The sequence below is a fragment of the Gemmatimonadota bacterium genome (assembly GCA_009838645.1).
In the GTDB taxonomy this organism is placed as follows: domain Bacteria; phylum JAAXHH01; class JAAXHH01; order JAAXHH01; family JAAXHH01; genus JAAXHH01.
The window spans coordinates 173599-198228 of the sequence record VXRC01000049.1 but is presented as its reverse complement, the minus strand read 5'-3'; the positions used below and the strand labels follow the sequence as shown (position 1 = coordinate 198228).

Below are 24630 nucleotides of genomic sequence, written 5' to 3'. Positions count from 1 at the left end.
AAATGGTGGCATTACCCCGTGTATCACTGGGGACGGACCCGTCGGCGAAAACCGCCGCCGGTACGTGGTGGAAGCGAACCGCGGTTTCATTGATTTTTCTTTTGCTTATATCGGAACTCGCTTACGGTCCCCTGGTTCACGAAGCGGCGGCTTCCAAACAGAAGCCCGCCGGCCCGCAGGAACAACCCATCGCGCTGGCCGGCGGAACGGTCCATACGGTGAGTGGCGGCGTCATCGAGGGCGCCACGGTGCTTTTCGAGTCCGGCGTCATTTCCGGCATCGGGACGGATCTGGTCCTGCCCGACAACACCCTGGTGATCGATGTTACGGGAAAACACGTGTATCCCGGCTTGATCGCCGCACCGACGACCCTTGGCCTCACCGAGATCGGCTCGGTGTGGGCGACCCATGACAATATCGAAACCGGGAACGTGACCCCTAGCGTCCGTGCGGTGACCGCCGTGAATCCCGACAGTGAATACTTCCCGGTCGCCCGGGCCAACGGGATCCTGACCGCCCTGACCATGCCGGGCGGGGGATTGATCTCCGGTCTTTCCGGGCTGATCGCGATGGATGGCTGGACCACCGAGGAAATGACCCTTGTCGCGACAGTGGGGCTTCACGTTCGATGGCCATCCTACCGTGTTCGCGACTTTCCCGGCCTGGGCAGCCGGGATGATCAGATCAAGGATCGCAGAGCTGCCCTTACCCGGCTTCGCGACGCCTTCCGGGATGCCAGGGCGTACATGATTGCGAAGGCGGCCGAGCGCGGTGGCGGGCCTTTTCATCCCTCGGACCTCGGCTGGGAGTCCATGATCCCGGTGCTCAAAAAGGAAATGCCCGTCTTTATACACGCCTCTGAAGAGAAGCAGATCCACGCCGCCCTCGACTGGGCCCTTGCCGAGGACCTCAGGATCGTCCTTGTCGGCGGCGCCGACGTCTGGCGTGTGGCGGACCGTTTGAAGGAGAACGATATCCCCGTAATCATCGGTTCCGTGCATTACCTGCCCGCCCGTCGTTGGGAGGCCTACGACGCGCCGTTTACCAACGCCCTGAAGCTGCATGAGGCCGGCCTGGCCTTCTGTATCGGCGAGGGCGGTGGCGCCTCAAACGTCAGGAACCTCCCGTATCACGCGGCCACCGCGGCGGCCTACGGCCTCCCGAAGGAAGAGGCGCTCAAGTCCGTCACCCTTTACCCCGCGCGTATCCTCGGGGTGGAGGACCGGCTCGGCTCCCTGGAGACGGGCAAGGACGCCACGCTGATCGTGACCAGTGGAGACCCGCTCGAAATCATGACACAGGTGGAACATGCCTTCATCCAGGGACGGCCGGTCGATATCAGCAGCAAGCATACCGATCTATACGATAAATACAGGACCCGGCTGGAGCAGGTGAAGTGAGATCCGGTCGCTGAATCCAGCACCATGACATGACCTATTCCATACTCCTGAGCGGTTGCGGCGGCGCGGGAATGTACGTGGCCCAGGTGGCCGAGCGAAGCGGGCGCACTCGGGTGGCCGCCCTCTTCGATCCGTCCGGGGAGCAGCTCGCGGCGGCCAGGACGCGCTACCCCGATGCGGTGACGGGCGACGACCTCGGATCGCTGATCGCCGATGTGCGACCGGACATCGTCGCCGTGGCCGGACCGGACCACCTGCACGCCGACCAGACCGTCCAGGCCCTGGAACACGGCGCCCATACCCTGGTGGAAAAACCGCTGGCCACGACCATGGCCGACGCCCGGCGCATCATGGACGCCGCCGATCGGAAGGGCCTGACCGTGATGACGGATCATACCAGCCGGTACATGTATCCCTGGCAGGAGATGTCCCGCGCCGCCCGATCGGGCGAAATCGGCGAGATCTTCTTCATCCAGGGCGACTACATCCACGACATGTGGTCCATCTACCATCCCGGCGAGCGCAGGCATACTCCCTGGCGGATTGACGACCGTAATCCGCAGAACATCCTGCTGGGAGGCGGCTGCCATCCCATCGACAACATCCTGTCCACGGTAGACTCGCCGGTCGTAGAGGTCTTCGCCTACAGTAGCAAGATGAGCGTGCCCGAGTTTCCCGCGGACGACTGCTATATCCTCATGCTGAAGTTCGAGAACGGGGTGATGGGCAAAGTCTTTGTGTCCAGCGGCTGCTCGGGACACGGCATGGGAGGCGGCATGCTGGCCGTATACGGCACCGCAGGGACGCTCTGGAACGGCAAGCTGTATCGTAGAGGGGAGGAACCCGTGTCGCTGCCCAATGTCTCCGACGAGGCCGCCGTGGGCGGTCACGGCTGGGGCCGTTCCGTCATCGACTTCCTGGATACGCTCGACGGGCGCATCGAAAACCCGATTCCCGCCCGCATGGGCGCCCGCGTCGTGGCCGTCTGCGAGGCCGGGCTCGAGTCCGTCCGCACCGGCCGGCCGCAAAAACCTGAATGGCCGTGAGTCATCGCGGCGACCGCGAGTCGCCGCGACGGCCAAAGTCGTCGCGGCGCGCTAGCCCGGCTTCAGTTCCCTGAAAAAGGCCATGCTTTGCTCCGCCGCATCGCGCAACCCGACCTTCCTGTAGACCTTCACCGAAGCGAAATGGGGATACCCGACGTCTTCCAGGGCATCGAGGACGGCCGCGAAGTCGATGCGGCCGGTACCCGGCAGTCCGCCGTGGCTCTCGCAGAGATGAACGTGCCTGAGACGGGCGCCGCAGTCGTGGATCGGCTGTATGAGGGAGGTCTCCTCGATATTCATGTGGATGGTGTCGACCATGGGATGGAAGGCGGTGGATCCGGTGTCCCGGATCAGGCGCAGCACTTCCCCGACGCTGTTGTTGAATCCCACCTGGAGGTGGTTTACCGGTTCGATCACGATTTCGACCCCCCTGCCCTCGGCTTCCCGCCCCACCCGTCGCAGACAGGAAACGATACGCGCCTGGGCGACCGCCGGATCCGGTTCGTCGGAGCGCAGGCCCTGCAACAGGCCCACCACCAGGATGGCGCCGAACCGATTTGCGGTCTCCATGTTATCCACCAGGCGCTCGACCGTTCGGTCGCGGATGGACGCGTCCGGGACGCTGAGACAGAGTCCCTCCCCGTACGCCGCACCCGTGAGCAGCGATACGACCGGCAGTTCATTCGCGCGGGCGGCGTCCTCGACCTGATCCAGCAGGCCGGCCAGTTCCGGGGTAAGGTTCAATTCCACGCCGTCATATCCAATGGAACGTATGTAACGGAAGGTTTCGTCTACACTTCCGCCCCATCCGGACGGCGGATCGATCAGCATAAAACCGAGATGATTCATGAATCACAATATAGGTAGTTGCCCGAAGCGCCTGATAGATGTTTCTTAGTTGAGATCCGATCCAATCCCAATCCGGAGATCCCCATGGAAACCGACCTCGGTATCCTCTCCATCGTGCCGCCGGCCCTTGCCATCGTACTGGCCTTCCTGACCCGGAACGCCGTGTATTCCCTGGCGGTGGCCTGCCTGGTGGGCGTCCTGATCGCGGGCCAGGGGCCCCTGGGGTTTTCGCAGTTGATGATCGACGCGATCGGGAATACCAGTTTCTCCTGGGTATTCATGCTTGAGATCTGCATCGGGATCATGATCGCCTTCTTCATGCGGACCGGCGCCATCGAGGCTTTCACCCAGTTCGTGGCGTACCGGAAGTTGTCGCGCAAAGGCGTACAGCTCTGGACGTGGATGCTGGGCATGTTCGTATTCTTCAGCGACTATTTCAGCCCGCTCTTCGTCGGGACCACGATGCGGAGCCTGGCCGACAAGGCGCGGATATCCAGGGAGAAACTGGCCTATATCGCCGACTCCACCTCCGCCCCGGTCATCGTCCTCCTGCCCTTCACGGGCTGGGCGATCTACATCTCGGGACTCACCATCGGCATGGGACCCATCGCCGATGCCGGCGATGCGCTGAACGCCTTCATTCACTCCATTCCCTACAATATTTACGCCATCACGGCAGTCATCCTCGTCGGACTGATCGCCGCCGGACTGGTCCCGGAGTTCGGCCCCATGAAGAAAGCGGAACGCCGGGCCATGGACGAAGGCAAGGTACTGAGAGACGGCGCGGTCCCGCTCATCGGACGGGAACTGACCGAGACCCCCATGTTCCCGGACATAAAACCCCGCCTGTTCCTGAACTTCATCCTGCCCGTCATCCTGATCATCGTCATCGTACTGGGTTCCTTTGTGCTCACGGGATCCGCGAAGACGCTGGAGGCCTATCTCGCCGTCGTCATCTTCCTTGGCATATCGATCCGCATCCAGGGCATTCGGCTGAACGACATCATGGACACGGCGATGACGGGCATCAAGGGGATCATGCCGGCCATCATGATCCTGGTTTTCGCCTACACGATCAACCAGTTGAGCAGAGACATGGGCACGGCCGACTACATGGTCTCTATTTCTAGGGATTTCCTCACCCCGTCCATGCTCCCCCTGGCCACCTACCTGCTGGCGGCCGTGATGGCCTTTTCCACCGGCACTTCCTGGGGCACATTCGCCATCATGCTGCCGATCGCGGTGCCCGTGGCCCTGGTTTATTCCGGGGACGCATTGACCGACATCGTATACGCGACCATCGCGGCCGTGGCCGGCGGCGGGGTCTTCGGCGACCACTGCTCTCCACTCTCCGATACCTCGATTCTCGCTTCGACCGGCGCGGCATCGGATCATATCGATCACGTCAGGACCCAGATCCCCTATGCTTTGGTCGCCGCCGTGCTGACCGGTGTCGTATACCTCGTCATGGGGCTGACCGTGTGGACCTGACGGCCCGCACCTGCCATCCTGCACGTGACGGCCTGCGCCTGACCGTTCTCGCTCGACCGCGCGGACCGAGTCCGTCCCTCCGACCGTGAGATGACATTGATCGCACCGGTCTTCCTCCAGCGCTTCCGTGCCTTCCGGGCCGTCCTCATCGGTGCCGCGCTTTCGGTATTCATCGGCTTCACGGGGGAATACTCCGCCAACCAGATCGGCTACGAACCGGCGGCGACCCACCTTCCCCCGGTGTTCCTCGTTCCCTTCCTCTTCTGCGTGCTGCTGCCCAATGCCCTGGTCGCTTGGATCCGTCCCGCGTCGGCGCTCTCGTTCTTCGAAATGATTATGGTTTTCGCCATGGGATGGATCGCTTCCACGGTGCCTGACCAGGCCATGACGAAATACCTGCTCGTCGTGATCACCGCGCCGTTCTACTTCGCCTCGCCGGAAAACAGCTGGGAGACCATCTTCTTTCCCTATCTGCCCGAATGGCTGGTCCTCAGCGACCGCGCGGCGGCGCGGGTTTTCTACGAGGGACTCCAGTCCGGCCAGTCGATTCCCTGGGGCGCGTGGCTGTCTCCCCTTTTCTGGTGGGGTTCCTTCATCCTGATCCTGCTTTTCGTCGGTGCGTGCATCGTCGTCATGCTTCGCAAGCAGTGGGTCGAACACGAACGGCTCCAGTTCCCGCTGGGCGAAGTGGGCCTGCACCTGATTTCCCTGGGCGGCGGCAGAGGGCAGAGCGGCAACCGCTGGATCCAGGCCGGTGCCGCGGCCATGTCCCTGGTCATGATCTGGAATGTCGTTTCTTTCTGGGGCGTATGGCCTCCGGTCCCGATCATGGCCGAACACTCCCGGGTACTTTCCCTCGATCCCGCCTTTCCCGGGCTCATCTTCCGGATGAACGTGTTCGTCTTCTGCCTGCTGATCTTCGTCAACCGGGACGTGTTGCTCAGCATGTGGCTCTTTCTCGTCTTCTACGTGCTCCAGGAGGGATCGCTCAACCTGCTCGGCGTAGGATCCACCTCCGGCACCATCATTCACGGCGGCCTGGCCGGTATTCAGTCCATTGCCGGCCTGGTTACCTTCGTCCTCTTTGGCCTATGGATGGCCCGCCGGCACCTCCGGGCCGTATGGCGCCACGCCCTGGGACGGCGAGACGAACTGGACGACGCGGAAGAGCTGTTCTCCTACCGCACGGCCGTCTTCGGCTTCCTGCTCGGCCTGCTCTTCATCATCTGCTGGCTGTACGCCGCCGGGATGTCCCTTCCGATCATGGCGCTGTTCATCAGCCTGCTCTTCATCTTCTACATCGCCCTGGCCCGCGTCGTGGCGGAAACGGGCGTGGTGACGCTCGACCTGCCCATCAACAGCCATCAGTTCTCCATCGCCATCGTGGGATCCGCGCAGATCGGCCGCGGCGACCTCACGGCCCTGGGCATGGCCAACGGGTTCGCGCGAAACTGGCGCACCTTCACCATGATCGGCACGTCTCACGTCGCCTGGCTGAAATCCCGGTGGCGCCAGCACCGGCAAGCCGGGGCCGATCCGCTGCCGCCCGGGCGGGTTTCCGCGGGCGAAGTCTCCGCGAGCGAAATCTCTTCCAGGCACCTCTTCGCCGGTGTGGCCGTCGCGTTCTGCCTGAGTGCCGTGGCCTCCATCGGCTACGTGATCTACGCCGGGAACACTTTCGGCGCCCAGAACCTGCGGACCGACCTGGGCACGGACCGGGGCATCCGGTTCTACGACCTGATCGTGACCTGGGTCAACAACGCAACGCAGATCAGTGACCTCGAAATCCTGTTTTTCGGCAGCGGGGTCGTGATGATGATCGTGCTCCTGGCCGGGCGGGTTCTCCTTCCGTGGTGGCCGCTTCATCCCATCGGCATGGTGGTCGTCATGTCCGCCCCGGTACGGAACGCGTTCCTGACGATCTTCCTTGCCTGGCTGGTACAGGCCATCGTGTTCCGCATCGGTGGTCCGACGCTTTACCAGAAGGTCCGCAGGTTGTTTATTGGCATATTGCTCGCCTATCTCTTCTGGCAGCTGGTCGCCATGGGAGTAGACCTGGCCTGGTTCCCGGACCGGCCTCATCGCTGGGAGTCCTACTGAGAAAGGGGAATTGACGCATGCAGTTCATCATGTTCACCAAGCACCTCGAGGGTCTCACGCTGGCGGAAATCGCGGAGAAGCTGAACAGCGTGGGCGTTTCCGGCGCCGACCTGTGCGTGCGCGACGGATATCCGGTAAATCCCGGGAATATCGACCGGGCCCTGCCGGAAGCCGCGCGGGTGCTTTCCGCCGAAGGACTTACCATCCCGCTCGTAACCGCACCGGGGGATTTCACTTCGGCCACGCTGGACTACGCGGAGAGGTACTACCAGGCCTGCGGGGAGAACGGGGTTAGGCACATCAAGCTGGGGTACTGGCACTGGTCGCCGGGATCGGACTACTGGACGGAACTGGACCGTGCGCGGAAGGAACTGGAGGGATTTCAGCGCCTATCCGAGAAAACCGGCGTCAAAACCGTGGTGCACAACCATTCGGGCCACTCCATGGGCCTGAACTCGTCCGCCGTCATGCACGTCGTGCAGGGATTCGACCCGCGCCACGTCGGCGTTTTCGCGGACGTGGGACACCTGTCCATCTGCGGAGAGCCGATCGACATGGCCCTCAACATCGTCCGGGAATACCTGTCTGTCATGTCCTTCAAAGACCTTGCGCGGGTGCAGCGGGTCCTTGACGGCGAGCGGCGGTGGGAGGTCGACGTGGTGCGCCTGGGCACGGGCTTCGGGGACTGGAAGACGGTGCTGTCCACGCTGAAGGCCCAGGGATTCGACGGGCCCGTCACCATGCACAGCGAATACGGAGGAGAACCCGTGGACACGGTCGTCGACCTTGCCCGGTCGGACCTGCGCTTCATCCGGAACCTGATGGAACAGCAGTAGGCCTACCAGTGCCAGATCCGGTTCCAGGCCTCCATCCAGTCCCGGCCATCGCTGACGACGGTCAGGTCGTCGGGAAACGAGACCCCCGGCCGGCCCTTGTAATGTGCCGCGTTGTCCACGGTGTCCAGTTCGATGGTGATCTTCGTGGGAGCCGCCGGAACATAGGGTTTGATGTCAGGTAAGTCGTGCAGCGCCTGCCGCGTGCCTTCCTCGATCATCTGCCGCGCGCGGACCGGGGGTATCTGCCGGGCCGAGTACCTGGACAGGCCACGTTTCACGGCCACGACCGGCAGGTTTTCTCCGAGCAACTCCCGGGACTCGCGACAAACGGCCTCGTCGCCGGTGACCAGCAGCACGGGACAGCCGTAGTGTCCGCAGAGGGCCGCGTTGATGCCGACTTCGCCCACTTCGTCGTCATTGAACCGCAGGCTGCGCCAGCCCGTCGTAGAGATCGTATGGCACATCACGCCGTCCGGCGTATTCGCCCGGGCGTGCATGCCGACGAACACCGCGGCGTCGCAGCCCGTCTCGAACATCTCCGTGTAACGCGACCAGGGATGCTTGGCCACCCACTCGCATCCCGGATCGAGCATCTCCGGCACCAGTGAATTGAAGGTCCAGTCGCCGCCCGCGCCGTGGCAGTCCACCACCACGATTTCCTCCGCGCCCGCGGCCCGGGCGCCCCGGACGGCGGCGTTGATCTCCTCAGTATACAGCCGCCGGCCTTCCTCGTACATGGGCTTGCCGCCGTTTACCTGGTCCCAGGCCACGATGCCGCTTACGCCTTCCATGTCCGTCATCATCAGTATGCGCATGGTGATTCCTCTCCGTGCTTAGGTTGGCCGCTATTCGAACAGAGATCGCTTCGACGACGGGACGATACCCGCCCTTTCGGCCCGTTCGAACAGGTCGCGTATCGCCCCTTCTCCGTCGTCTCCGTACTGCAGTGAATACTGGTTCACGTAGAGGTCGATGTGTTGTTGCATGACCGGTTCATCCATCTCTTGGGCATGACGCCGGATATAGGGCTTCACATCTTCAGGATGGGCGTATGCGTATTCGATGCTCGATCGTATTGACCGGTCGAGCCGTTCGTGCATGGCGACGCCCAGGTCTCTCCGCGCAAGGATACCGCCCAGAGGAATCGGGTGCTCCGTTTCCTCCTCCCACCACGCACCGAGGTCGATTACCTGGGACAGACCGTGTTCGGCGAAGGTGAACCGGCTTTCATGGATGATCACTCCGGCGTCGACGTCGCCGCGCTGGCAGGCCGGCATGATCTGGTCGAAGGGCAGGTAGACTAGGCGTTCCAGGCCGGGATCGAAGAGCCTCAGCAGCAGCGCCGCCGTGGTCAGCCGGCCGGGCAGGGCGATCTTCATGTCCTTCAGTTGTTCCGGCTGCAGCGGTTCTCTCGAAACCACAAGCGGACCGCAACCCCTGCCCAGGGCCCCGCCGGACCGGAGCAGGACGTAGTGATCTCGCAGGTGACCAAAGGCGTGAAAGGAGATCTTCGTCAGATCCAGTCTGCGTTCCCGGGCCAGCGTATTCAGGGTCTCGATATCCTCCAGCACCTCCCGGCACTTCGGCGCGTCGGGGATTCGCCTCTGGGTCATGGCGCAGAAGATGAAGGTGTCGTTGGGACAGGGCGAGTAGCCGAGAGAAAGGGCGGTCATGGTAATATCCGTCTTCGTGCCGGACCAACGTCGTACAAACTACCTGAAAAGGGAGGCACCAGGGCCTTGCGGCGCATCAGCAAACCTCGCTTTTAACGATCCGTTCGACCGCTCGCTGACAGTGCCGGATCGCCAGGGGCAGATCCCACTTCGACAGGTCCCGGTCGACCACCCGGTTGCTGATGCCGCGTATCTCCACGAAAGGGATCTCGTTGACCTCGGCAACGTAGGCGGCCGCCGCTCCTTCCATATTCTCGCATATCCCGCCGAAACGGGCGGCAAGCGTATCGCCGACCGCCTTCACGCCGCTGCACTGCTGCACGGTGATGAAGGGACCGGAGACGACCTGGTGCGACGATCGGTCATCCAACCCGGATTCAAGGCACCGGCGGATGTGCTCTGCGCGGAGGACGTCGAGCGGTATCCGGTTGTACAGGGGCTTGTTGAGCGCCCGGGCGGGAAGCATGGGAAAGCCCATCCCCTCCAGGTCCATCCAGCCTTCCGGGGTCAGGACGCCGGTATCGCCGTAGCATTCCTCCGTTGCAACAGCCAGGTCACCCACTTCGAGACCGGACCGCACGTACGCGCCGCCCACCCCGAATTGCAGAATCATGGCGGGGTCATGACGCGTCAGCGCGAGGGTCAGGGTCGCGGCCGTATTGACCTGGCCGACGCCGCCCTCGATCAGGAGCACCGACTTCCCGTACAACGAGCCGAGGTGCCAGGGCCGGACCAGTGGATGGTCCGTCCCGGAGATTTCCATCCGTGCCCGGACCGGTTCCTGTTCCAGTTCCGTCGCGGTGATGAGTAGAATGTCCAGGTTCATGGCTCACCCCGGTACCCGGCCCTCGACGGCCAGCAGGTAGAGGGTTTGGGAAACGGCCGTGGAGTCCACCCATTCGTGGTAGTCCGCTTCTGCGGCCGCTCTCTGCGCTTCGGTAATGTACCCATCCTGAACCAGTTGTAACCCACGGGTCGCGGCGACCGTCGACCAGATACCCAGCCGGGTTCTGCCGTCTCCGTTAAAACGGTCGGCGTGTTCGTGCTGCGCGGTTACCCGGATATCAACGAGTCCCAGCCGCTCCAATGCAGGCGCGAGATGGTCGGCGATCGCGTTGTCCATGCCGGCATCGGAACGCCAGGCCAGGAACGCTTCGTAAAACGCCTTCATGCTCGCGGGTGGTCGCGGATCCCATACGATCTTCTCGTGGTTGTAGTCCAGGGCCAGAAACCACCCGCCCGGCTTGATGGCGCTTATGCAGCATGCGATCGCCCGTCTCGGAGAGGAAAGCCATTGAATCACCCGCGCCGCGCTGGCCAGGTCAAACGCGCGGTTGAATGGCAGATGGTGAATGTCGGCTGCGGTAAAACCGGGGCCGCAAGGGCTTGCGTTGACGGCCTGGCGGATCAGGCCTGCGTCGACATCGAGCCCCACGGTGACGCCGGAATCGTTTTTCTCGTGAATGCCCCGTGTGATCGCACCGGTTCCGCAACCGACGTCCAGTACGCGCATCCCCGGTTGGAGCAGTTCGTCGAGCCGCCGGTGCGAGGAAGAAAGCGTTCGTTCATCCAGGATCGCTTCCGTTCCGGATGGCATTTGCGCGCGTACCCGCGCCCGATCCGCAACTTTCCGTCTATCGCCCCTCCGCCTATCCTGATTCAGCATTCGACATCGACCCAACCGCCCGTTTCGTTGGACCTGACCGCCGCGTCGATGACAAGCTGGGCTGCCAGGCCGTCCCGGAACGTGGGCGGTTCGTCCTCATTCCGCCGGATGTTGTTAAGAAAAGTCGTCACGATACTTTCATCAACCGACGGTTCCGCCATCTCGACGGGCCTGTATTCCGTCTCCGTGGACCGTTCCATGAGGCGCCGGTCTCCCGTCATCTGCCAGAGGTACGAGGTCCGTTCGCAATCTACCCGGATGGAATGTTCCTGGTGGAGCCTGCTGGCCCGGATCGACCCGCGGGCGCCGTTCTCGAACCGCAGCAGTACCTGGCAGACATCATCGTTTTCCACCGGTCCGGTCTCCCGGGGAAAATCCAGTTTCTGCTCCCGATGCAGCCGGCGCAGTTCGCCGAAATGTCCGCCCGATGTCAGTACCGGGCGCCGCGGAACATAGGTGGTCATCTCCGCGTTTACCTGCCGGATCTCTCCGACCAGCCAGCGGGCGGCATCGATCATGTATACGCCGAGGTCGCCCAAGGCCCCGGTCCCCGCCTCGGCCCGCTTGAACCGCCAGGTCAGCGGAAAGCGAGGATCCCTGGCCCAGTCGAAGGACCAGTGGGCGTCGAAAGTATGGATCATGCCGGCCTGTCCCTCCCGCAACAGGCGCGAAAGGAGCCGAAGCGCCGGGAAAAGACGGATGCCCGACTGCATGCCCGTTTTCACGCGGCTCGCATTCGCGGCGGACCACATCTCCCGAGCCTGTAACCCGTTGAGTGCAAGGGGTTTCTCGCAAAACACGGATTTACCGGTTGCCAGGGCGGCAAGGGCGATGGGGTAGTGCAGGTGATGGGGCGTGGCGATGCCGACGGCGTCGATGTCGTTGCGATCAAAAAGCTCGTTCGCGTCCCGGCACACGTAGGGAATGCCATGCCGTTTCGCCAGGGATCGAGCGCTTTCGATACGGCGGCTGGCGACCGCGGTCAGCGTGGCTTCTTTCTGCCACGCCTTCGCGTGAGACTGGGCGATGTGCCCGGCACCGATCATGCCGATGCGAACGGTGTCACTCACGGAGCAATCCGCCTTGACGGAGCAGCGCGTCCGTGGTCGGTTCCCGTCCTCGGAAATCCCGGAATACATCCATGGGATGCCGGCTGCCCCCCAGGGCCAGGATGGTATCGCGGAACCGCCGGCCCAGCCGCCGCATCTCCTCCTCGTTTTCCAGCCCCAACTCCTCGAAGGCCGAGAAGGCGTCCGCGCTGAGCACTTCCGACCACTTGTAGCTGTAGTACCCGGCGGCGTATCCTCCCGCGAAAATGTGGGAGAACGAGCAGAAGAACCGGTCTTCCTCAAGCGCCGGCAGGATCAGCGTCTCGGCGTCGATCCGGCGCTGCACGTCCAGGATCGTCTCCGCACCCGTAGGATCGAAATGCTCGTGCAGTTCCATGTCGAGCAGGCCGAAATTGACCTGCCTCAGCGTGTTGCTGCCCTCCCGGAAGGTCCTGGCGCCGAGCAGGCGGTCGATGATCTCTTCGGGAAGCGGTTCGTCCGTCTCGTAGTGACGGGCCAGGCCCTTCAGCGTCCCCCGGTCGTAACACCAGTTTTCCATGAACTGGCTGGCGATCTCCACCGCGTCCCATTCCACGTTGGATATGCCGGACGCCATGCTGTAATCGATGGTGGTCAGCATGTGCTGAAGCGCGTGGCCGAATTCGTGGAACAGCGTTTCCACTTCGCGGAACGTCATGAGCGAGGGCTTGCCGCCGACGGGTTTGCCCTGGTTGCAGATCATGTAGGCCACGGGCAGCCGGGCGGCCCGTCCCGCGGAAGCCATGACCGCGCTTCTGCCCACCAGCGAATCCATCCACGCGCCGCCCTGCTTCTCCGCGGGACGGCTGTACGGATCCAGGTAGAAGGCCGCCATGGGTTCGCCCCGGTCGTCGAACACCCGGAAGAACTGGACGTCCTCGTGCCAGACCGGCGCCTCGCCGGTCGCTTCCTCCAGGCGCACGCCGAAGAGGCGCTCCGTGAGTTCGAACAGTCCGTTAAGCACGCGGGGCAGCGGGAAATAGGGTCTCAGTTCTTCGTCCTTCAGGTCGTAACGCGCCTCGCGAAGCCGTTCTGCCCAGTACGGGACGTCCCAGTGCCTGAGTTCGTTCTCCTTGTCGTCACCATCCACGCCGGCCAGTGCCTTCAACGCTTCCATGTCTTGCTCGGCGGCGCCGCGGCCGGCCGCGCGCAATTCGTCGAGCAGACGCCGCACCGAAACCGCGTCCGGCGCCATTTTCCGGCTAAGGCTCAACGCCGCGAAGGTGTCGAACCCCAGCAGCCGGCACTTGTCGATCCGCAGGGCGATGATCTCCCTGGCCACGTCCTTGTTGTCCCACTCCCCGTCCGACGCCTTGGAAATGAAGGCGCGGTACATGCGCTCGCGCAGTTCCCGGCGCTTGCTGTGCTGCATGAACGGCATGAAACTGGGGAAGTCCAACGTGAGCACCCAGGGTCCGTCTGCCGCCGTGGCCTCCTCGTGGCCCTCCTGCCGGGCCGTATCCGCCGCCAGTTCGAGCAGGGTCTCGGGAAGGCCTTCGGTCTCTCCGGCCTCCGTTAGCTTGATCTTGAAAGCCTTGGTGGCGTCGAGGACGTTGTTGGAGAACTTCGTACTCAGCTCCGCCAGCCGCTGGCTGATCTCGTTGTAGCGGTCCCGATCCGCGTCGTCCAGACCCACGCCGTTCAACTCGGCCTCGCGTATGGCCGACTCCAGGATCCGCTGCTGGGCGGGCGCGTATCCTTTCGCTTCCTCGCCGTCTCGCAAGGCGCAATAGGCCTGGTACAGGGGCTTGCTCTGGCCGAGCCGATTTCCGAACTTGACCACTTCGGCGAGCAGGGGATCGTATACTTCCCGCAACTCGGGCGAGTTCTTCACCCCGTGCAGATGGGACACGATGCCCCAGATACGGCCGAGGTCGTCTTCGATCCGCTCGAGCGGGTCCATCAACTCGCGCCAGGTGCGCGGCGTGGTTTCCTCGAGCCGGGTCACGGCCTCTTCGCAGCCCTCGAGCAGGGCGCGGATTCCGGGCTCGATATGTTGGGTTTCAATCCGGTCGAAAGGGGGAAGATCGTCCCAGTTCAGCAGTGGGTTGTTTTCCATTCTGATGGCCTTGCCTTTTTGTTGCGTGCGTTTATCTTGGGGTACGATTGGCGCAGTAATTCGAGGTGCGGGAACCGTAGCAAATTACGAAATACCACGGTCTAAATCAACCGATCATTTCCTGCCGGACCGGAACGAAAAGTATGACGGAAAAGCGATTCAAACGGCGGCTGCAACGGTACCCCGCGGTGAGCGACCTGCGGAGGCTGACGCGCAAGCGGCTGCCGCACATCGCCTGGGAGTACCTCGACTGCGGAACGGGCGACGAACGGGCCGTTGCGAGGAACCTGGAGCGCATGGCGGAGGTCACGCTCGCACCGGTTTTCATGAAGGGCGATCTGAAACCGGATTTGACCACGACCCTGTTCGGGCGGACCTACAGCGTGCCCTTCGGCATGGCGCCGGTGGGGCTCACCGGGCTCATGTGGCCCCGGGCGGAGTTCATCCTGGCCGCCTCGGCCGCGAAATACCGTTTCCCCTTCTGCCTGAGCACGGTGGCCACGCAGGCGCCGGAGACGGTCGGACCCATCGTGGGCGACATGGGCTGGTTCCAGCTCTATCCGCCCCGGCGACGGGAAATCCGCGACGATCTGTTGAAGCGCGCGATGGATGCCGGCTTCCATACGCTCGCAGTGACGGCGGACGTGCCCATGGGCAGCCGCAGGGAACGGACCAGCCGCGCGGGCCTGGAGACGCCGCCGCGGATCACCGCCGGATTCGTGTACGAAGCACTGATCCATCCCACCTGGACGATCCAGACCCTGGTCGCCGGGCTGCCCCGGCTCAGGGCCATCGAGAAGTACGCCGATTCGAAGCAGATGGGCGAGGTGGCCAGTTACGTCGGTCAGGAGCTGGGCGGCACCCTCGACTGGGACTACATCCGTGAGGTTCGCGATCTCTGGGACGGACCGGTGGTCGTGAAGGGCATTTTGCATCCCGATGACGCGGAACGGGCGATCGAGGCCGGCGTGGACGGCATTCAGGTCTCGAACCACGGCGCACGGCAGTTTGACGGCACGCTCGCCGCCATCGACGCGCTGCCGCCCGTCGTCCGCCAGGTCAACGGACGGGCCCGCATCATCTTCGACAGCGGGGTGCGCACCGGTCTGGACATCATCCGGGCGCTCGCTCTGGGCGCTGATTTCGTGCTGCTGGGCAGGGCTTTCATGTACGGCGTAGGCGCCTTCGGCAAGACGGGCGGCGATCACGCCTTCGAAATCCTGAAGGCCGACCTCGAAGTCAACATGGTCAACCTGGGATGTGCCTCGGTGGACGAGATCCCCACACCGGTCCGCCCCGAAACCGCGTAGCAAGCCAGCCGCGTTCAGCCGTCCGCTTCCTGCTCAATTCACCGCACCCCGCCGGCCGCCGCCTCACCGCGCTCAGGCGGCCGCCGCCGCCTTGCCGCACTCACCCCGCCGCCTCCGCCAGCGTCCCCCGCCCCGTTTTCCTTGAATAAGCCAGGCTACAAAACCCCAGGCCGACGGAGCATATCGTTCCGATCACCGCCAGCAGCAGCATGCCGCCCGATTCGAAGAGGAATCCCGTCACCAGGCTGGCCGAACTCGCCGACAGCGCGATGAACATCTCGTTGACGCCCTGCACGCGGCCCCGCTCCAGGGGCGCGAGCGCGTTTGAAAGCAGGGAAGAGCCGGCGATAAAACAGAAGTTCCACCCCAGGCCGAGGAGGAAGAGGGCGATCGTCAGGGGTATGAACCGGGGCGAAACCGGAGTGATCACGCAGGATACGACGAGGATGAGCACGCCCCACTTCACGATGGCGTGCTGACCCCACCGTATGATGAGCCGCCCGGTGATACCGGAAACGCCGAACATGCCGATGGCGTGGGCCATGATGACCCACGAGATCAGCCAGGTGCCATGATCGTGGTGGCTCATGTGCAGGGGCGTGATCACCATGAGCAGCGTCATGACGAACTGGCCGATCACCATGGCCGCGATCCCGTACCGGACGTGCACGTTGCGGAGGATCTCCCGTACGGGACGCGTGGTCGACGCGTCGATTTCCGATTCGGCGGAAGGTTTGATGCGGCGGGCGAGGTCGAGCGGGTCGGGGCGGACCAGAAAAATGGTAAGCAGGACCGCCGCCAGGCTCAGGCCCACGCCGACGACGAAGGGGCCCGACATGGGCGGATAGCCGTACTGCGCGATCCAGATCCCCGCGGGCGCCACCATCATGGCGCCGCCGATGGCGCTGATGGTGCCTGCGGACACGATTCGGCCGATGATGCGTGCCCGTTCGGCTTCGGGGTATATCTCCGCGCCGATGAACCGCGCCTGTTCACTGGAACTGCGCGCCATGCCCGCTAAAAAAGACGCGACGCAGAAGCCCGCGAAGGAATGGACGGCCACGCTGAGGAAACTGGCCGCGGCGGCGATCAGGGACGACAGGTATCCGGCCGCAAGCCCGGCCCGGCGGCCCAGGCGGTCCATGATCCAGCCGAAGGGGAAGGCGCTGATCGAGCGCGCGAGGAAGGCGATGGTCATGGGCACGCCCGTCATGCGCTCGCTGTCGGACAACTGCGCCGCCAGGATGGGCACCACCGTGAAGGCCGCGACCTGGGTAGCGCCGAAGAGGGCCTGGGTGACGAAGAGGGTGTGGGTGATCCGGCTGCGGACCGACTGAAGCTGTTCCGGTTCCATTATGCTCCCGCGGCCCGTTACTCATGCCGTTCTGCCGCCGGTGTCTCCTCTCCCGATCAGATGACTTCCAGCTGATCCCGGTCCGGCAGCGCGGGGAAGGGCACGCTCGGCAGGGTCTGGTACCAGAAGGCCACCGAAGCGACATCGTCCTGGAGCGCCTGGTACGGACCGCCCTGGGTGAAGCCAAGCAGTTGCCGCCAGCCCAACGCCTGGATGGTTACCTTAAGGTCCTCCTCGAACCGCACCGGATCCGACACGTGCCACCGGTACATGCCGAACCGCTGCTGGGACTTGTACATGCCGTCGGGGCGGATGACCTGGGGCATGCCCGCGTATGGGGTGGTGTACTCCACGTACCGGCCGTCGATGTCGAAGTTGTACGAACCGCAGAAGTAGTCTTCGACCCCCGTCCCGCAGATCGTTGGAAAATTGTCGTCGCCGTCGATGTAGAACTTGATCTCCCCCTCGCCCCACCATCCGTTGCTGTTGGACCCCCACGCCATGTAGGTGCCGACGTAATGGCCGTGCCCCTGTACGCCGTCCAGTATGGTGAATACCTCTTTGTAGGGAACGGGGTTCGTCCGCCGGAAGCTCGCGTGGAAATAGCCGATGTCCTCGGGAACCTCGGTCAGCGTGTAGTCGATCTGGTAGTATACGCGCATCTTCTCGTCGGCGATGTTCTCCAGCGTGATGCGGCAACGCTTGCGAAAGGGCATCTCCCAGTAGCAGTTGAACGCGCTGGCCGGGTTCACGCACACGGCCAGCGAGGACACGTGGGCGTATTCACTCCACCCGCAGGCGAAGAAATCGCCCATGGGACACTCCACGGAGGGATATTCCTCGTCATCCCAGTAAATGCGCAGGATGGCGAAGCGCCAGTGGCCGGTAGGCGTCAGCCAGATATGCTGTATGGCCCCGGACCCTTCGATATCGGCCATCGTCAGCGTTTCTCCCGCTTCGATGTCGAAGGAAGGGGAGATCTTCCAGCCCTGCCCCAGGTGCCGTGCGTTGTGGGCGCCCGTGCCCTCCGTGGCCATGCCGCCCCGGCCCTTTCCGCCGTCCGTGTTTTCCGGCGAGATGGACCGCGTCTTGGCGCGCGACAGGCGAGACAGGTTTCCCATATCCATGCCCAGTCCGTTGAACATATGCGCATCTCCTCGTTATAACTTTTCTTGATAAGGTGATCTCGGCTTCACTATAATACGTTCCGCGATGGCACGCGCACAGGTCTTTTTAGGCGTCCATAACCGACGAAAGCGACGGTGTTATTTGCAACGCGACGTACTCTACTACATCGCCGATCCCATGTGTTCCTGGTGCTGGGGATTCAGTCCGGTGCTGGAGGCGGTTTCCGGTGTGCTCCCGGAAGAAATCCCCATCCGCTACGTCATGGGCGGCCTGGCCCGGGATTCGGCAGATCCCATGCCGGAGGACACCCGGACCTACGTGCAGTCCCAGTGGCGGATGGTCGCCGAAAGGACGGGCGCGGAGTTCAACTGGGATTTCTGGAAGGACTGCGAGCCCAGGAGATCGACCTACCCGGCCTGCCGGGCGGTCATCGCCGCCGGGATGCAGCGGCCGGACGGCATCGGGGCGATGTTTCACGCCATCCAGCGGGCCTACTACCTCGAAGCGCGGAATCCGTCGGACGCGGAAACCCTCGTGCAGCTTGCCGGAGAATTGAACCTGGACACGCAGCGCTTTTCCGATGACCTCGTCTCGGCCCGCACCGACGAACTGCTCCAAGAGGACTTCGCGCTTCGCCGGTCCCTTCATGCCGACAAGTTCCCCACGATGATCCTGGAACACGACGACAACCAGTTCTGGCTGGCCTACGGGTACGAAGAAGAAGACCTGGTGGTGGACTTGTTGACTTCGTCGCTGCTGTCCTGAATACGTCTCGGGCGGCGTTCCGGTGAAGGCCCGCGACGCGGGGCACCGCCTGCCGCCGCCGGGCCGTCGGACGGTCGCCGAACGCTACATCCCCTCGACCCTTGGATCGATCCACATATAGACGAAATCCACCACGATATTGGCGCAGACCACCATCGCGGCCGAGAAGAGCACGACGCCCATGATCATGGGCACGTCCAGATTGAAGACCGACTGCAGGGCCAGGACACCCAGGCCGGGCAGGGCGAATACGTTCTCGGTAAACACCACGCCGCCCATGAGCGCGGCCATGTCGAGGCCCAGCACGGTGATGACGGGGATGACGGCGTTCCGCAACCCGTGCTTGAACAGGACGACGTACTCGGGGATCCCCTTGGCGCGGGCTACGCGCACGTAGTCGGCGTTCAGCACCTCCACCATGTTCGTGTGCACCAGCCGGGCGTAATAACCCGTGATCACCAGGGCGAGGGTGGCCGCCGGCAGGATGATGTGGGTCCAGCCAGCCCATCCGCCCACCGGAAACAGGCCGGTCCGGTAGGACAGGTAGTACTGCAGCATGCGGGCCAGCCAGAAGACGGGCAGGGAAATGGCGACCAGGGATACGATGAGCACGGTCCGGTCGATGGCTCGGCCGCGGTACTTCGCCGTGAGGACGCCCAGCGGCACGCTCATCAGCATCCACAGGCATACCGCGGTCAGGGCGAGGGAAAGCGTCACGGGGAACCGAGCCAGGAGGGCGTCGAGCACCCGCTCTCCCGTCACCAGGGACGTTCCGAGGTCGCCCCGCAGCAGATTGCCGATGTAGCGGCCGTACTGCACGATGAGCGGATCATCGAAGCCCATTTCCGCGCGGATCCGCTCGATCGTCTCCGCATCGGCGTTCGCCCCCGCGTATACCCGCACCGGATCGGCCGGAACCGCGTGCACGATCAGAAACGTTATCACCGTGGTCCCCCACAGTATCACGGCCGCCCATCCCAGGCGGCGCAGGATCCTGCTCAACATGGCGCGGTCCTTCTATGGTTTCGGCCGTGTTTCATGGTTCGATCCACATCAGTTCGTAGCGTATGGGCCAGACCGGATTGAGCTTCAGCCCCTTGAGCCAGGGTTGCCGGAGCAGGTACATCTGCGGGTAGTACAGGAATACCCAGGGCGCGTCCTCCACCACCAGGCGCTCCGCCTCGCGGTAGAGCGCCAGGCGAAGATCCTGATCCGTGCTGGTGGACGCTTCGTTCAGCAACGCGTTCACCGAGGCATTGTCATAGAACGCCACGTTGGTGCTGTTCACTTCGGTAATCCGGTTGCCGTTCAAAAGCACGTCGAGGAAATTGCTCGGATCCGGATAGTCCTGGTACCATCCGAAGGTGGAGAAGGGTACCGCGCCGCGCCGGCCCGTCGCTTCGATCCGCGTCGAACCGGTGACCGGCCTGATTTCCACGGTGATGCCGACCTCCCCGAGGTCCTGCTGCACCGCCTGTCCGATCTTGGTATCGATGCCGCTCTGGGCCGTGATCATGAGTTCGGTGGTGAATCCATCCGGGTAGCCGGCCTCCGCAAGCAGCCTGCGGGCCTTCTCCGGGTCGTGGTCGTATCCTTCGAGCGCTTCGTTGAATCCCGGCATGCCGGGCGGCAGCACGCCCCGGGCGAGGATCCCCCTGTCGCTGATCAGGTTCACGATCCGCTGCCGGTCGATGGCGTGGTTGACCGCCCTGCGCACGTTTACCCGGTCGAAAGGCGCCATCTCGGTGTTCATGGAAAGGTACTGGATGGCGTTCAGGGGCTGATGGGCGACGCGTTGGCTGAGGACGGGGTCTTTCATTACACGGATGAAGTCCGCGTCCGGTATCCCCGTCGACGTGACACTGGCAATGTCCAGCTCACCCCGTTCGAACATCATCATGTGCAGGGTCTCGTCCCCGCCGACCATCAGTTCGATGGCTTCGAGCCGGATCTCATCCGCGAGATAGTACGCCGGATTCTTCTCGAGCCGCATGCGCGTTCCGCGCTGCCAGTCCGCAAGCACAAAGGGGCCCGCGCCGACGGGATGCCGCCCGAACGTCTCCCCGCGCCGCTCCACTTCCTCCCGTGGAACGGCGTAGGCGAAGGGCATGGCCATGCAGTACAGGAAGGGGAGGTCGGGATGGACCAGCTCAATCAACAGGGTCTCGGGATCGGGCGTGCGAAGGCCCGTGACCCGGTCCGCCGAACCGTCTTGAAACGCTCGGGCCCCGGCGATGTTCCGGTAGAATCCCTGTCCCGGGGATTTGGTGGCGGGATCCAGAATCCGTTCGAGGGACCAGGCGAAATCCCTGGAGGTGATCGACCGGCCGTTCGTGAACCGGATGTCCCGGCGCAACTTGAAGGTAATGGTCCGTCCATCCTCGGAGATCGACCACGAGCGCGCGTGCCAGGGTACCAGGTTCAGGTCGTCGTCATAGTCGACCAGACCATGGAACAAGGTGCGCACCAGCGGCCAGGTCACTACGTCGTAGGCGATGGCCGGATCGAGCGATCGCGGGTCCGAAGGTACGGCGATCCGCAGGACGTTCTCCTCGGGGTGCTGCCGCCTGGGAGGGGCGTCTCCGGTACAGGAAACTCCAAGGACCAGCACCGCAAGACACACCCAGGCTAACGACAGCGGACCAAGGGCGGTGTCAACCGCGGGTTTCCGAGCCTGAGTGCCTTTCATCGTCCCTGTCCCTCCTTCACGTAGGGATCCAGTACCTCCTGAAGGCCCTGTCCCAGGAGGTTGAATCCCACTACGGCCGCGATGATGGCAAAACCGGGCGCCATGGTGAGGTGGGGTGTGACGATAAAATAGGGCTGGCCCTCCGCGATCATGGTACCCCACGACGGTGCGGGTGGCGGCACGCCGACCCCCAGATAGCTCAGTCCGGCGTCGAGCAGCACGGTGTTCGCCGTCGCCAGGGATCCGAGCACGATGGTCAGGGGAAGGATGTTGGGCAGGAGATGCCGCACCATGATGCGGATGTCGGAACACCCGATGGCCCGGGATGACGTAACGAACTCCCGGGTCTTCAGGATCAGTATCTGGCTGCGGATGGTCCGGGCGATCCAGGTCCAGCTTACGAGCCCGATGACGAGGAACACGCTGACCAGGCCCCGTTTAAGCGTGATGTCCAACACGTGCCAGTCCACAGACTCGATGTGGATTCGGATCACGCGTCCGTCCATCAGTCCGGCGAAGGCGATGGCCAGAAGCAACCCGGGTATGGCCAGCATGACGTCGGTGCCGCGCATGAGCAAGGTGTTCACCCAGCCGCCGTGGAACCCCGCGAGCATGCCCACGGTCACCCCGACGCAAACCGCGATGAGCATGGCCACGATGCCGACGAGCAGGGAGATGCGGGTGCCGTGCACCAGGCGGGCCAGCACGTCCCGTCCGAGCTGGTCCGTGCCGAGGAGAAACCGGTCACCGGGCGGGAGGGGCAATCCGTCGGCGTCGAGACCGTCAGTCAACTGCTGCATGGGGTCCTGTAGATAGCCCATTCCGGTAAGGAACGGGGCTGACAGCGCCAGTGCCGCCAGGAACAGGACCAGTCCGCCGCCAACGCAGACCATGCGGTGCTTCAGCATGCGGCGCAGGAAGTTCAGAGACGCCGGGCTGGTCTCTTCCGACTCGACGGCGGTGGCGGATGAGGAAATGACGGTCATGGTATCAATCTGTCCTTGAAACGCGCCGGTTCGCACAACCACAGGCATGAATCAGTCACAGGCACGAATCAGTCAGGCCGCGGGGTATTCCAGGCAGATACCGCTCCGTGACCGCGACGAGTCGCCGATCGCACGGAGCAGGTCATGGTAGAAACGCCGTTCATCGGCGGTCAAGGTGATCAGGGCCTCACTCCCCCACAGGTCGGCCAGACACCGCCGGGGCGGCCTCGTCAACATGCGATAGTCCGATTTCCCGTACATGCCGGGTTGATTGAGCAGGGGATCGTCCGCAAGCGTACCGCCCGTACCCACCAGCAACAGGTCGTCCTGCAGCCGGGACCCGCTCGGCGACACCAGCAGATGACCGGTGGAATGACGGTCCGTCTTCAATGTGATGCTCACGTGAAGACTTCGCGCCGAACCCGTCGCGGCTACGTACACGCGCCGCATGGGGGAATCCAGCAGTGCCGCAGCCTTGCGGCACGACTGGAATACGCACCACCACTTCGGCCACTTACCACCTTCCGGCGAGGAGATCAGTCGAAGGTACACCGGTTCCCCGAAGTCGGCGTGGCGGCTCGTTTCAAGCATCGCCCGGAACCCGGGATCGGACCGGTGGATATCCGTAATGGGAATTTCCGGATTGCGCGTCCGTACGGGCAGCGGACCGGCCGTTCGCACGTCGATACCCTTTTCAACCAGGTGTGCCGCATCTGCGGCCATGCCCCGGTAGGGTGAAAGGAAAAGGGCCTGCCGGGGCCGGTACGCGTCGAGAGCGTCCCGCACGGTCTCAAGTCCTTGAACCATGCCGTTCGCTCCGCCCTGGGCGCCTCCTCGGGGCCCCGCGTTCGACCGGGCGAACACCACGCCGTTCTGCCCATTGGTATACTCCTGAAATAGTGCAAGGGCCTGGCAGCTGCCGATAACCAGTCCATCTATGTCTCTCACGCGGCCTCCCCGCCGCACAGGGGCAGACTTACCGGCCGTTTCCGTACGATGGATTCGTAGCCCGCGAGCAACACTTCCATGTGGTCCCTTGCATCCCGGACGGTGAAGCGCGGACGCGCGCCGGTGTCCAGCGCGTGAACCAGGTCATCCAGGGCGGCGCGGGTGAACTCAGTTCCCGTGGAGGTTAGCAAGGTGGGAGGGCCGCTGTGCCACTGCATGGGATCGTCTTCGTCGATGCTGTAATCGCCGTCCACGATGCGGTTTCTCAGGTGGGTATCGATGCCGGGGCGTTTCCCGTCGATCCGTCCCGTTCCCTTCGATCCGAACAGGTAGGCCAGGTTCGGTCCACCGGCGCCATGGGACGCGATGCCGTTGCGCCCGGCGGACAGGGTGGCCACCCGGCCGGACCGGTCCACGAGGGTCAACGTCCCGAAGTCGTCCGCGCCATGGGCGGCATGTTCCGGGAAGAAGTAGGCGCCGCCCTGGCCGTATACCTCGACGATGGGGTCGAAACACTGCTGCACCAGGGCAACGGCATAGGCGCCGACCGTCAGCAATTCCCGTTTGATGTCCGGGAATTTCCACCTGCCCGGCGGCAGGAAACCGGGTTTTCGCTGCGCATCCGATGTGGGCCGCGGGATCCCTTTACCGAAGAGGATGTCGACGTGCATCGCCGTCAATTCGCCCAGTATCCCCTCGTTTAACATCCTTTGGCTCTGGTTGACCAAATCGTTGTAAACGTAACTGGGAAGGATAGTTTTGACGCCTGATTCTTCGACGGAATCGACCACGTCATGGCATTCTCGCATGTTGGCGCCGATGTACTTGTCGATCCACAGGTGCTTGCCCACGCGAGCGGCCCGTCTGGCGATTTCGGCGCGGCGTTCGATCTCGTGGCCGATGCTCACGACGTCGACCTCGTCGCGCTGAACGGCCGACTCGATCCCTTCCAGATAGGGCACGCCCAGCTGTTCTGCCCAAGTTCGGTTCAACGGCTTGAGATAGGGATCGATGTCCGCGTCGTCCGCCACCCCGACGATTTGGATCCGGGGATGGTCCACGAAGGCGGGGACGAAACTGCTCTGGTGGCTGTGCTTGCTGAAACTGATCAGCAGCACGCCGTAGACGCGGTCGGCCATGACGACTCCATTTCAACCATGATGTATGCGAGCATTCAAGATAAACCGGGCCATCGCGAGGGACAACCAAAACAGGACTCGAACAGCGCGGTTGGTTTCGAAC

21 protein-coding genes are annotated in these 24630 nt (G+C 63.5%); 7 read left to right on the top strand and 14 right to left on the bottom strand.

Going from position 1 to position 24630, the window contains the following annotated elements:
- Positions 1–2: 2 nt before the first annotated feature.
- Positions 3–1400: an amidohydrolase family protein gene (locus F4Y38_14795; protein ID MXY50551.1), complete on the top strand. Its 1398-nt coding sequence runs from the start codon at positions 3–5 to the stop codon at positions 1398–1400.
- 29 nt (positions 1401–1429) lie between these two features.
- Positions 1430–2446, top strand: a complete 1017-nt coding sequence (locus F4Y38_14790) for a Gfo/Idh/MocA family oxidoreductase (GenBank protein ID MXY50550.1) — start codon at positions 1430–1432, stop codon at positions 2444–2446.
- 51 nt (positions 2447–2497) lie between these two features.
- Here the strand turns inward: F4Y38_14790 and F4Y38_14785 are convergent, their stop codons facing one another.
- Entirely contained in the window at positions 2498–3295 is a 798-nt protein-coding gene (locus F4Y38_14785; GenBank protein ID MXY50549.1) for a sugar phosphate isomerase/epimerase, read from the bottom strand.
- Positions 3296–3379: 84 nt separating this feature from the next.
- Here F4Y38_14785 and F4Y38_14780 point away from each other — a divergent pair, with 84 nt between their 5' ends.
- The 3 genes from F4Y38_14780 to F4Y38_14770 all read left to right on the top strand — a co-directional run bounded on the left by F4Y38_14780 (position 3380) and on the right by F4Y38_14770 (position 7722).
- The gene (locus F4Y38_14780; protein MXY50548.1) at positions 3380–4786 is read left to right on the top strand and encodes a transporter; all 1407 of its coding nucleotides are present in this window, start codon (positions 3380–3382) and stop codon (positions 4784–4786) included.
- Between the two features lie 90 nt (positions 4787–4876).
- On the top strand, positions 4877–6886 hold the full coding sequence (locus tag F4Y38_14775) for a hypothetical protein (protein MXY50547.1): 2010 nt from the start codon (positions 4877–4879) through the stop codon (positions 6884–6886).
- Between the two features lie 17 nt (positions 6887–6903).
- Positions 6904–7722 carry a sugar phosphate isomerase/epimerase gene (locus tag F4Y38_14770; protein ID MXY50546.1) on the top strand — a complete coding sequence of 273 codons (819 nt, stop codon included), beginning with the start codon at positions 6904–6906 and terminating at the stop codon, positions 7720–7722.
- Positions 7723–7724: 2 nt separating this feature from the next.
- On the opposite strand, the gene F4Y38_14765 is transcribed toward F4Y38_14770, so the two are convergent.
- The 6 genes from F4Y38_14765 to F4Y38_14740 all read right to left on the bottom strand — a co-directional run bounded on the left by F4Y38_14765 (position 7725) and on the right by F4Y38_14740 (position 14208).
- Positions 7725–8537: a M55 family metallopeptidase gene (locus F4Y38_14765; protein MXY50545.1), complete on the bottom strand. Its 813-nt coding sequence runs from the start codon at positions 8535–8537 to the stop codon at positions 7725–7727.
- A 30-nt stretch (positions 8538–8567) separates the two neighbouring features.
- On the bottom strand, positions 8568–9395 hold the full coding sequence (locus F4Y38_14760; protein ID MXY50544.1) for a 1,4-dihydroxy-6-naphthoate synthase: 828 nt from the start codon (positions 9393–9395) through the stop codon (positions 8568–8570).
- A 76-nt stretch (positions 9396–9471) separates the two neighbouring features.
- Positions 9472–10221: a futalosine hydrolase gene (gene mqnB, locus F4Y38_14755; GenBank protein MXY50543.1), complete on the bottom strand. Its 750-nt coding sequence runs from the start codon at positions 10219–10221 to the stop codon at positions 9472–9474.
- Positions 10222–10224: 3 nt separating this feature from the next.
- A complete protein-coding gene (locus F4Y38_14750) occupies positions 10225–10992 on the bottom strand; it encodes a methyltransferase domain-containing protein (protein ID MXY50542.1) in 768 nt (255 codons plus the stop codon).
- 62 nt (positions 10993–11054) lie between these two features.
- The gene (locus F4Y38_14745) at positions 11055–12200 is read right to left on the bottom strand and encodes a Gfo/Idh/MocA family oxidoreductase (protein ID MXY50541.1); all 1146 of its coding nucleotides are present in this window, start codon (positions 12198–12200) and stop codon (positions 11055–11057) included.
- Positions 12124–14208 carry a M3 family metallopeptidase gene (locus F4Y38_14740; protein MXY50540.1) on the bottom strand — a complete coding sequence of 695 codons (2085 nt, stop codon included), beginning with the start codon at positions 14206–14208 and terminating at the stop codon, positions 12124–12126. The genes F4Y38_14745 and F4Y38_14740 overlap by 77 nt, the downstream gene beginning before the upstream one ends.
- A gap of 143 nt (positions 14209–14351) precedes the next feature.
- On the opposite strand from F4Y38_14740, the gene F4Y38_14735 reads away from it, so the two are divergent.
- Positions 14352–15518, top strand: a complete 1167-nt coding sequence (locus tag F4Y38_14735) for an alpha-hydroxy-acid oxidizing protein (protein MXY50539.1) — start codon at positions 14352–14354, stop codon at positions 15516–15518.
- A gap of 100 nt (positions 15519–15618) precedes the next feature.
- Here F4Y38_14735 and F4Y38_14730 read toward each other — a convergent pair whose 3' ends face one another.
- The gene (locus F4Y38_14730; GenBank protein ID MXY50538.1) at positions 15619–16872 is read right to left on the bottom strand and encodes an MFS transporter; all 1254 of its coding nucleotides are present in this window, start codon (positions 16870–16872) and stop codon (positions 15619–15621) included.
- A gap of 56 nt (positions 16873–16928) precedes the next feature.
- Entirely contained in the window at positions 16929–17999 is a 1071-nt protein-coding gene (locus F4Y38_14725; GenBank protein MXY50537.1) for a DUF2961 domain-containing protein, read from the bottom strand.
- An 85-nt stretch (positions 18000–18084) separates the two neighbouring features.
- On the opposite strand from F4Y38_14725, the gene F4Y38_14720 reads away from it, so the two are divergent.
- The gene (locus tag F4Y38_14720) at positions 18085–18765 is read left to right on the top strand and encodes a DsbA family protein (protein ID MXY50536.1); all 681 of its coding nucleotides are present in this window, start codon (positions 18085–18087) and stop codon (positions 18763–18765) included.
- Positions 18766–18849: 84 nt separating this feature from the next.
- Here the strand turns inward: F4Y38_14720 and F4Y38_14715 are convergent, their stop codons facing one another.
- Genes F4Y38_14715 through F4Y38_14695 form a run of 5 tightly spaced genes read right to left on the bottom strand, consistent with a single transcriptional unit; the run spans position 18850 to position 24527 of the window.
- Positions 18850–19770: an ABC transporter permease gene (locus tag F4Y38_14715; protein MXY50535.1), complete on the bottom strand. Its 921-nt coding sequence runs from the start codon at positions 19768–19770 to the stop codon at positions 18850–18852.
- Positions 19771–19801: 31 nt separating this feature from the next.
- Entirely contained in the window at positions 19802–21454 is a 1653-nt protein-coding gene (locus F4Y38_14710) for an ABC transporter substrate-binding protein (GenBank protein MXY50534.1), read from the bottom strand.
- A complete protein-coding gene (locus F4Y38_14705; GenBank protein MXY50533.1) occupies positions 21451–22488 on the bottom strand; it encodes an ABC transporter permease in 1038 nt (345 codons plus the stop codon). The genes F4Y38_14710 and F4Y38_14705 overlap by 4 nt, the downstream gene beginning before the upstream one ends.
- 24 nt (positions 22489–22512) lie before the next feature.
- Positions 22513–23388: a hypothetical protein gene (locus F4Y38_14700; GenBank protein MXY50532.1), complete on the bottom strand. Its 876-nt coding sequence runs from the start codon at positions 23386–23388 to the stop codon at positions 22513–22515.
- Positions 23385–24527: a Gfo/Idh/MocA family oxidoreductase gene (locus F4Y38_14695; GenBank protein ID MXY50531.1), complete on the bottom strand. Its 1143-nt coding sequence runs from the start codon at positions 24525–24527 to the stop codon at positions 23385–23387. The genes F4Y38_14700 and F4Y38_14695 overlap by 4 nt, the downstream gene beginning before the upstream one ends.
- Between the last annotated feature and the right edge of the window lie 103 nt (positions 24528–24630).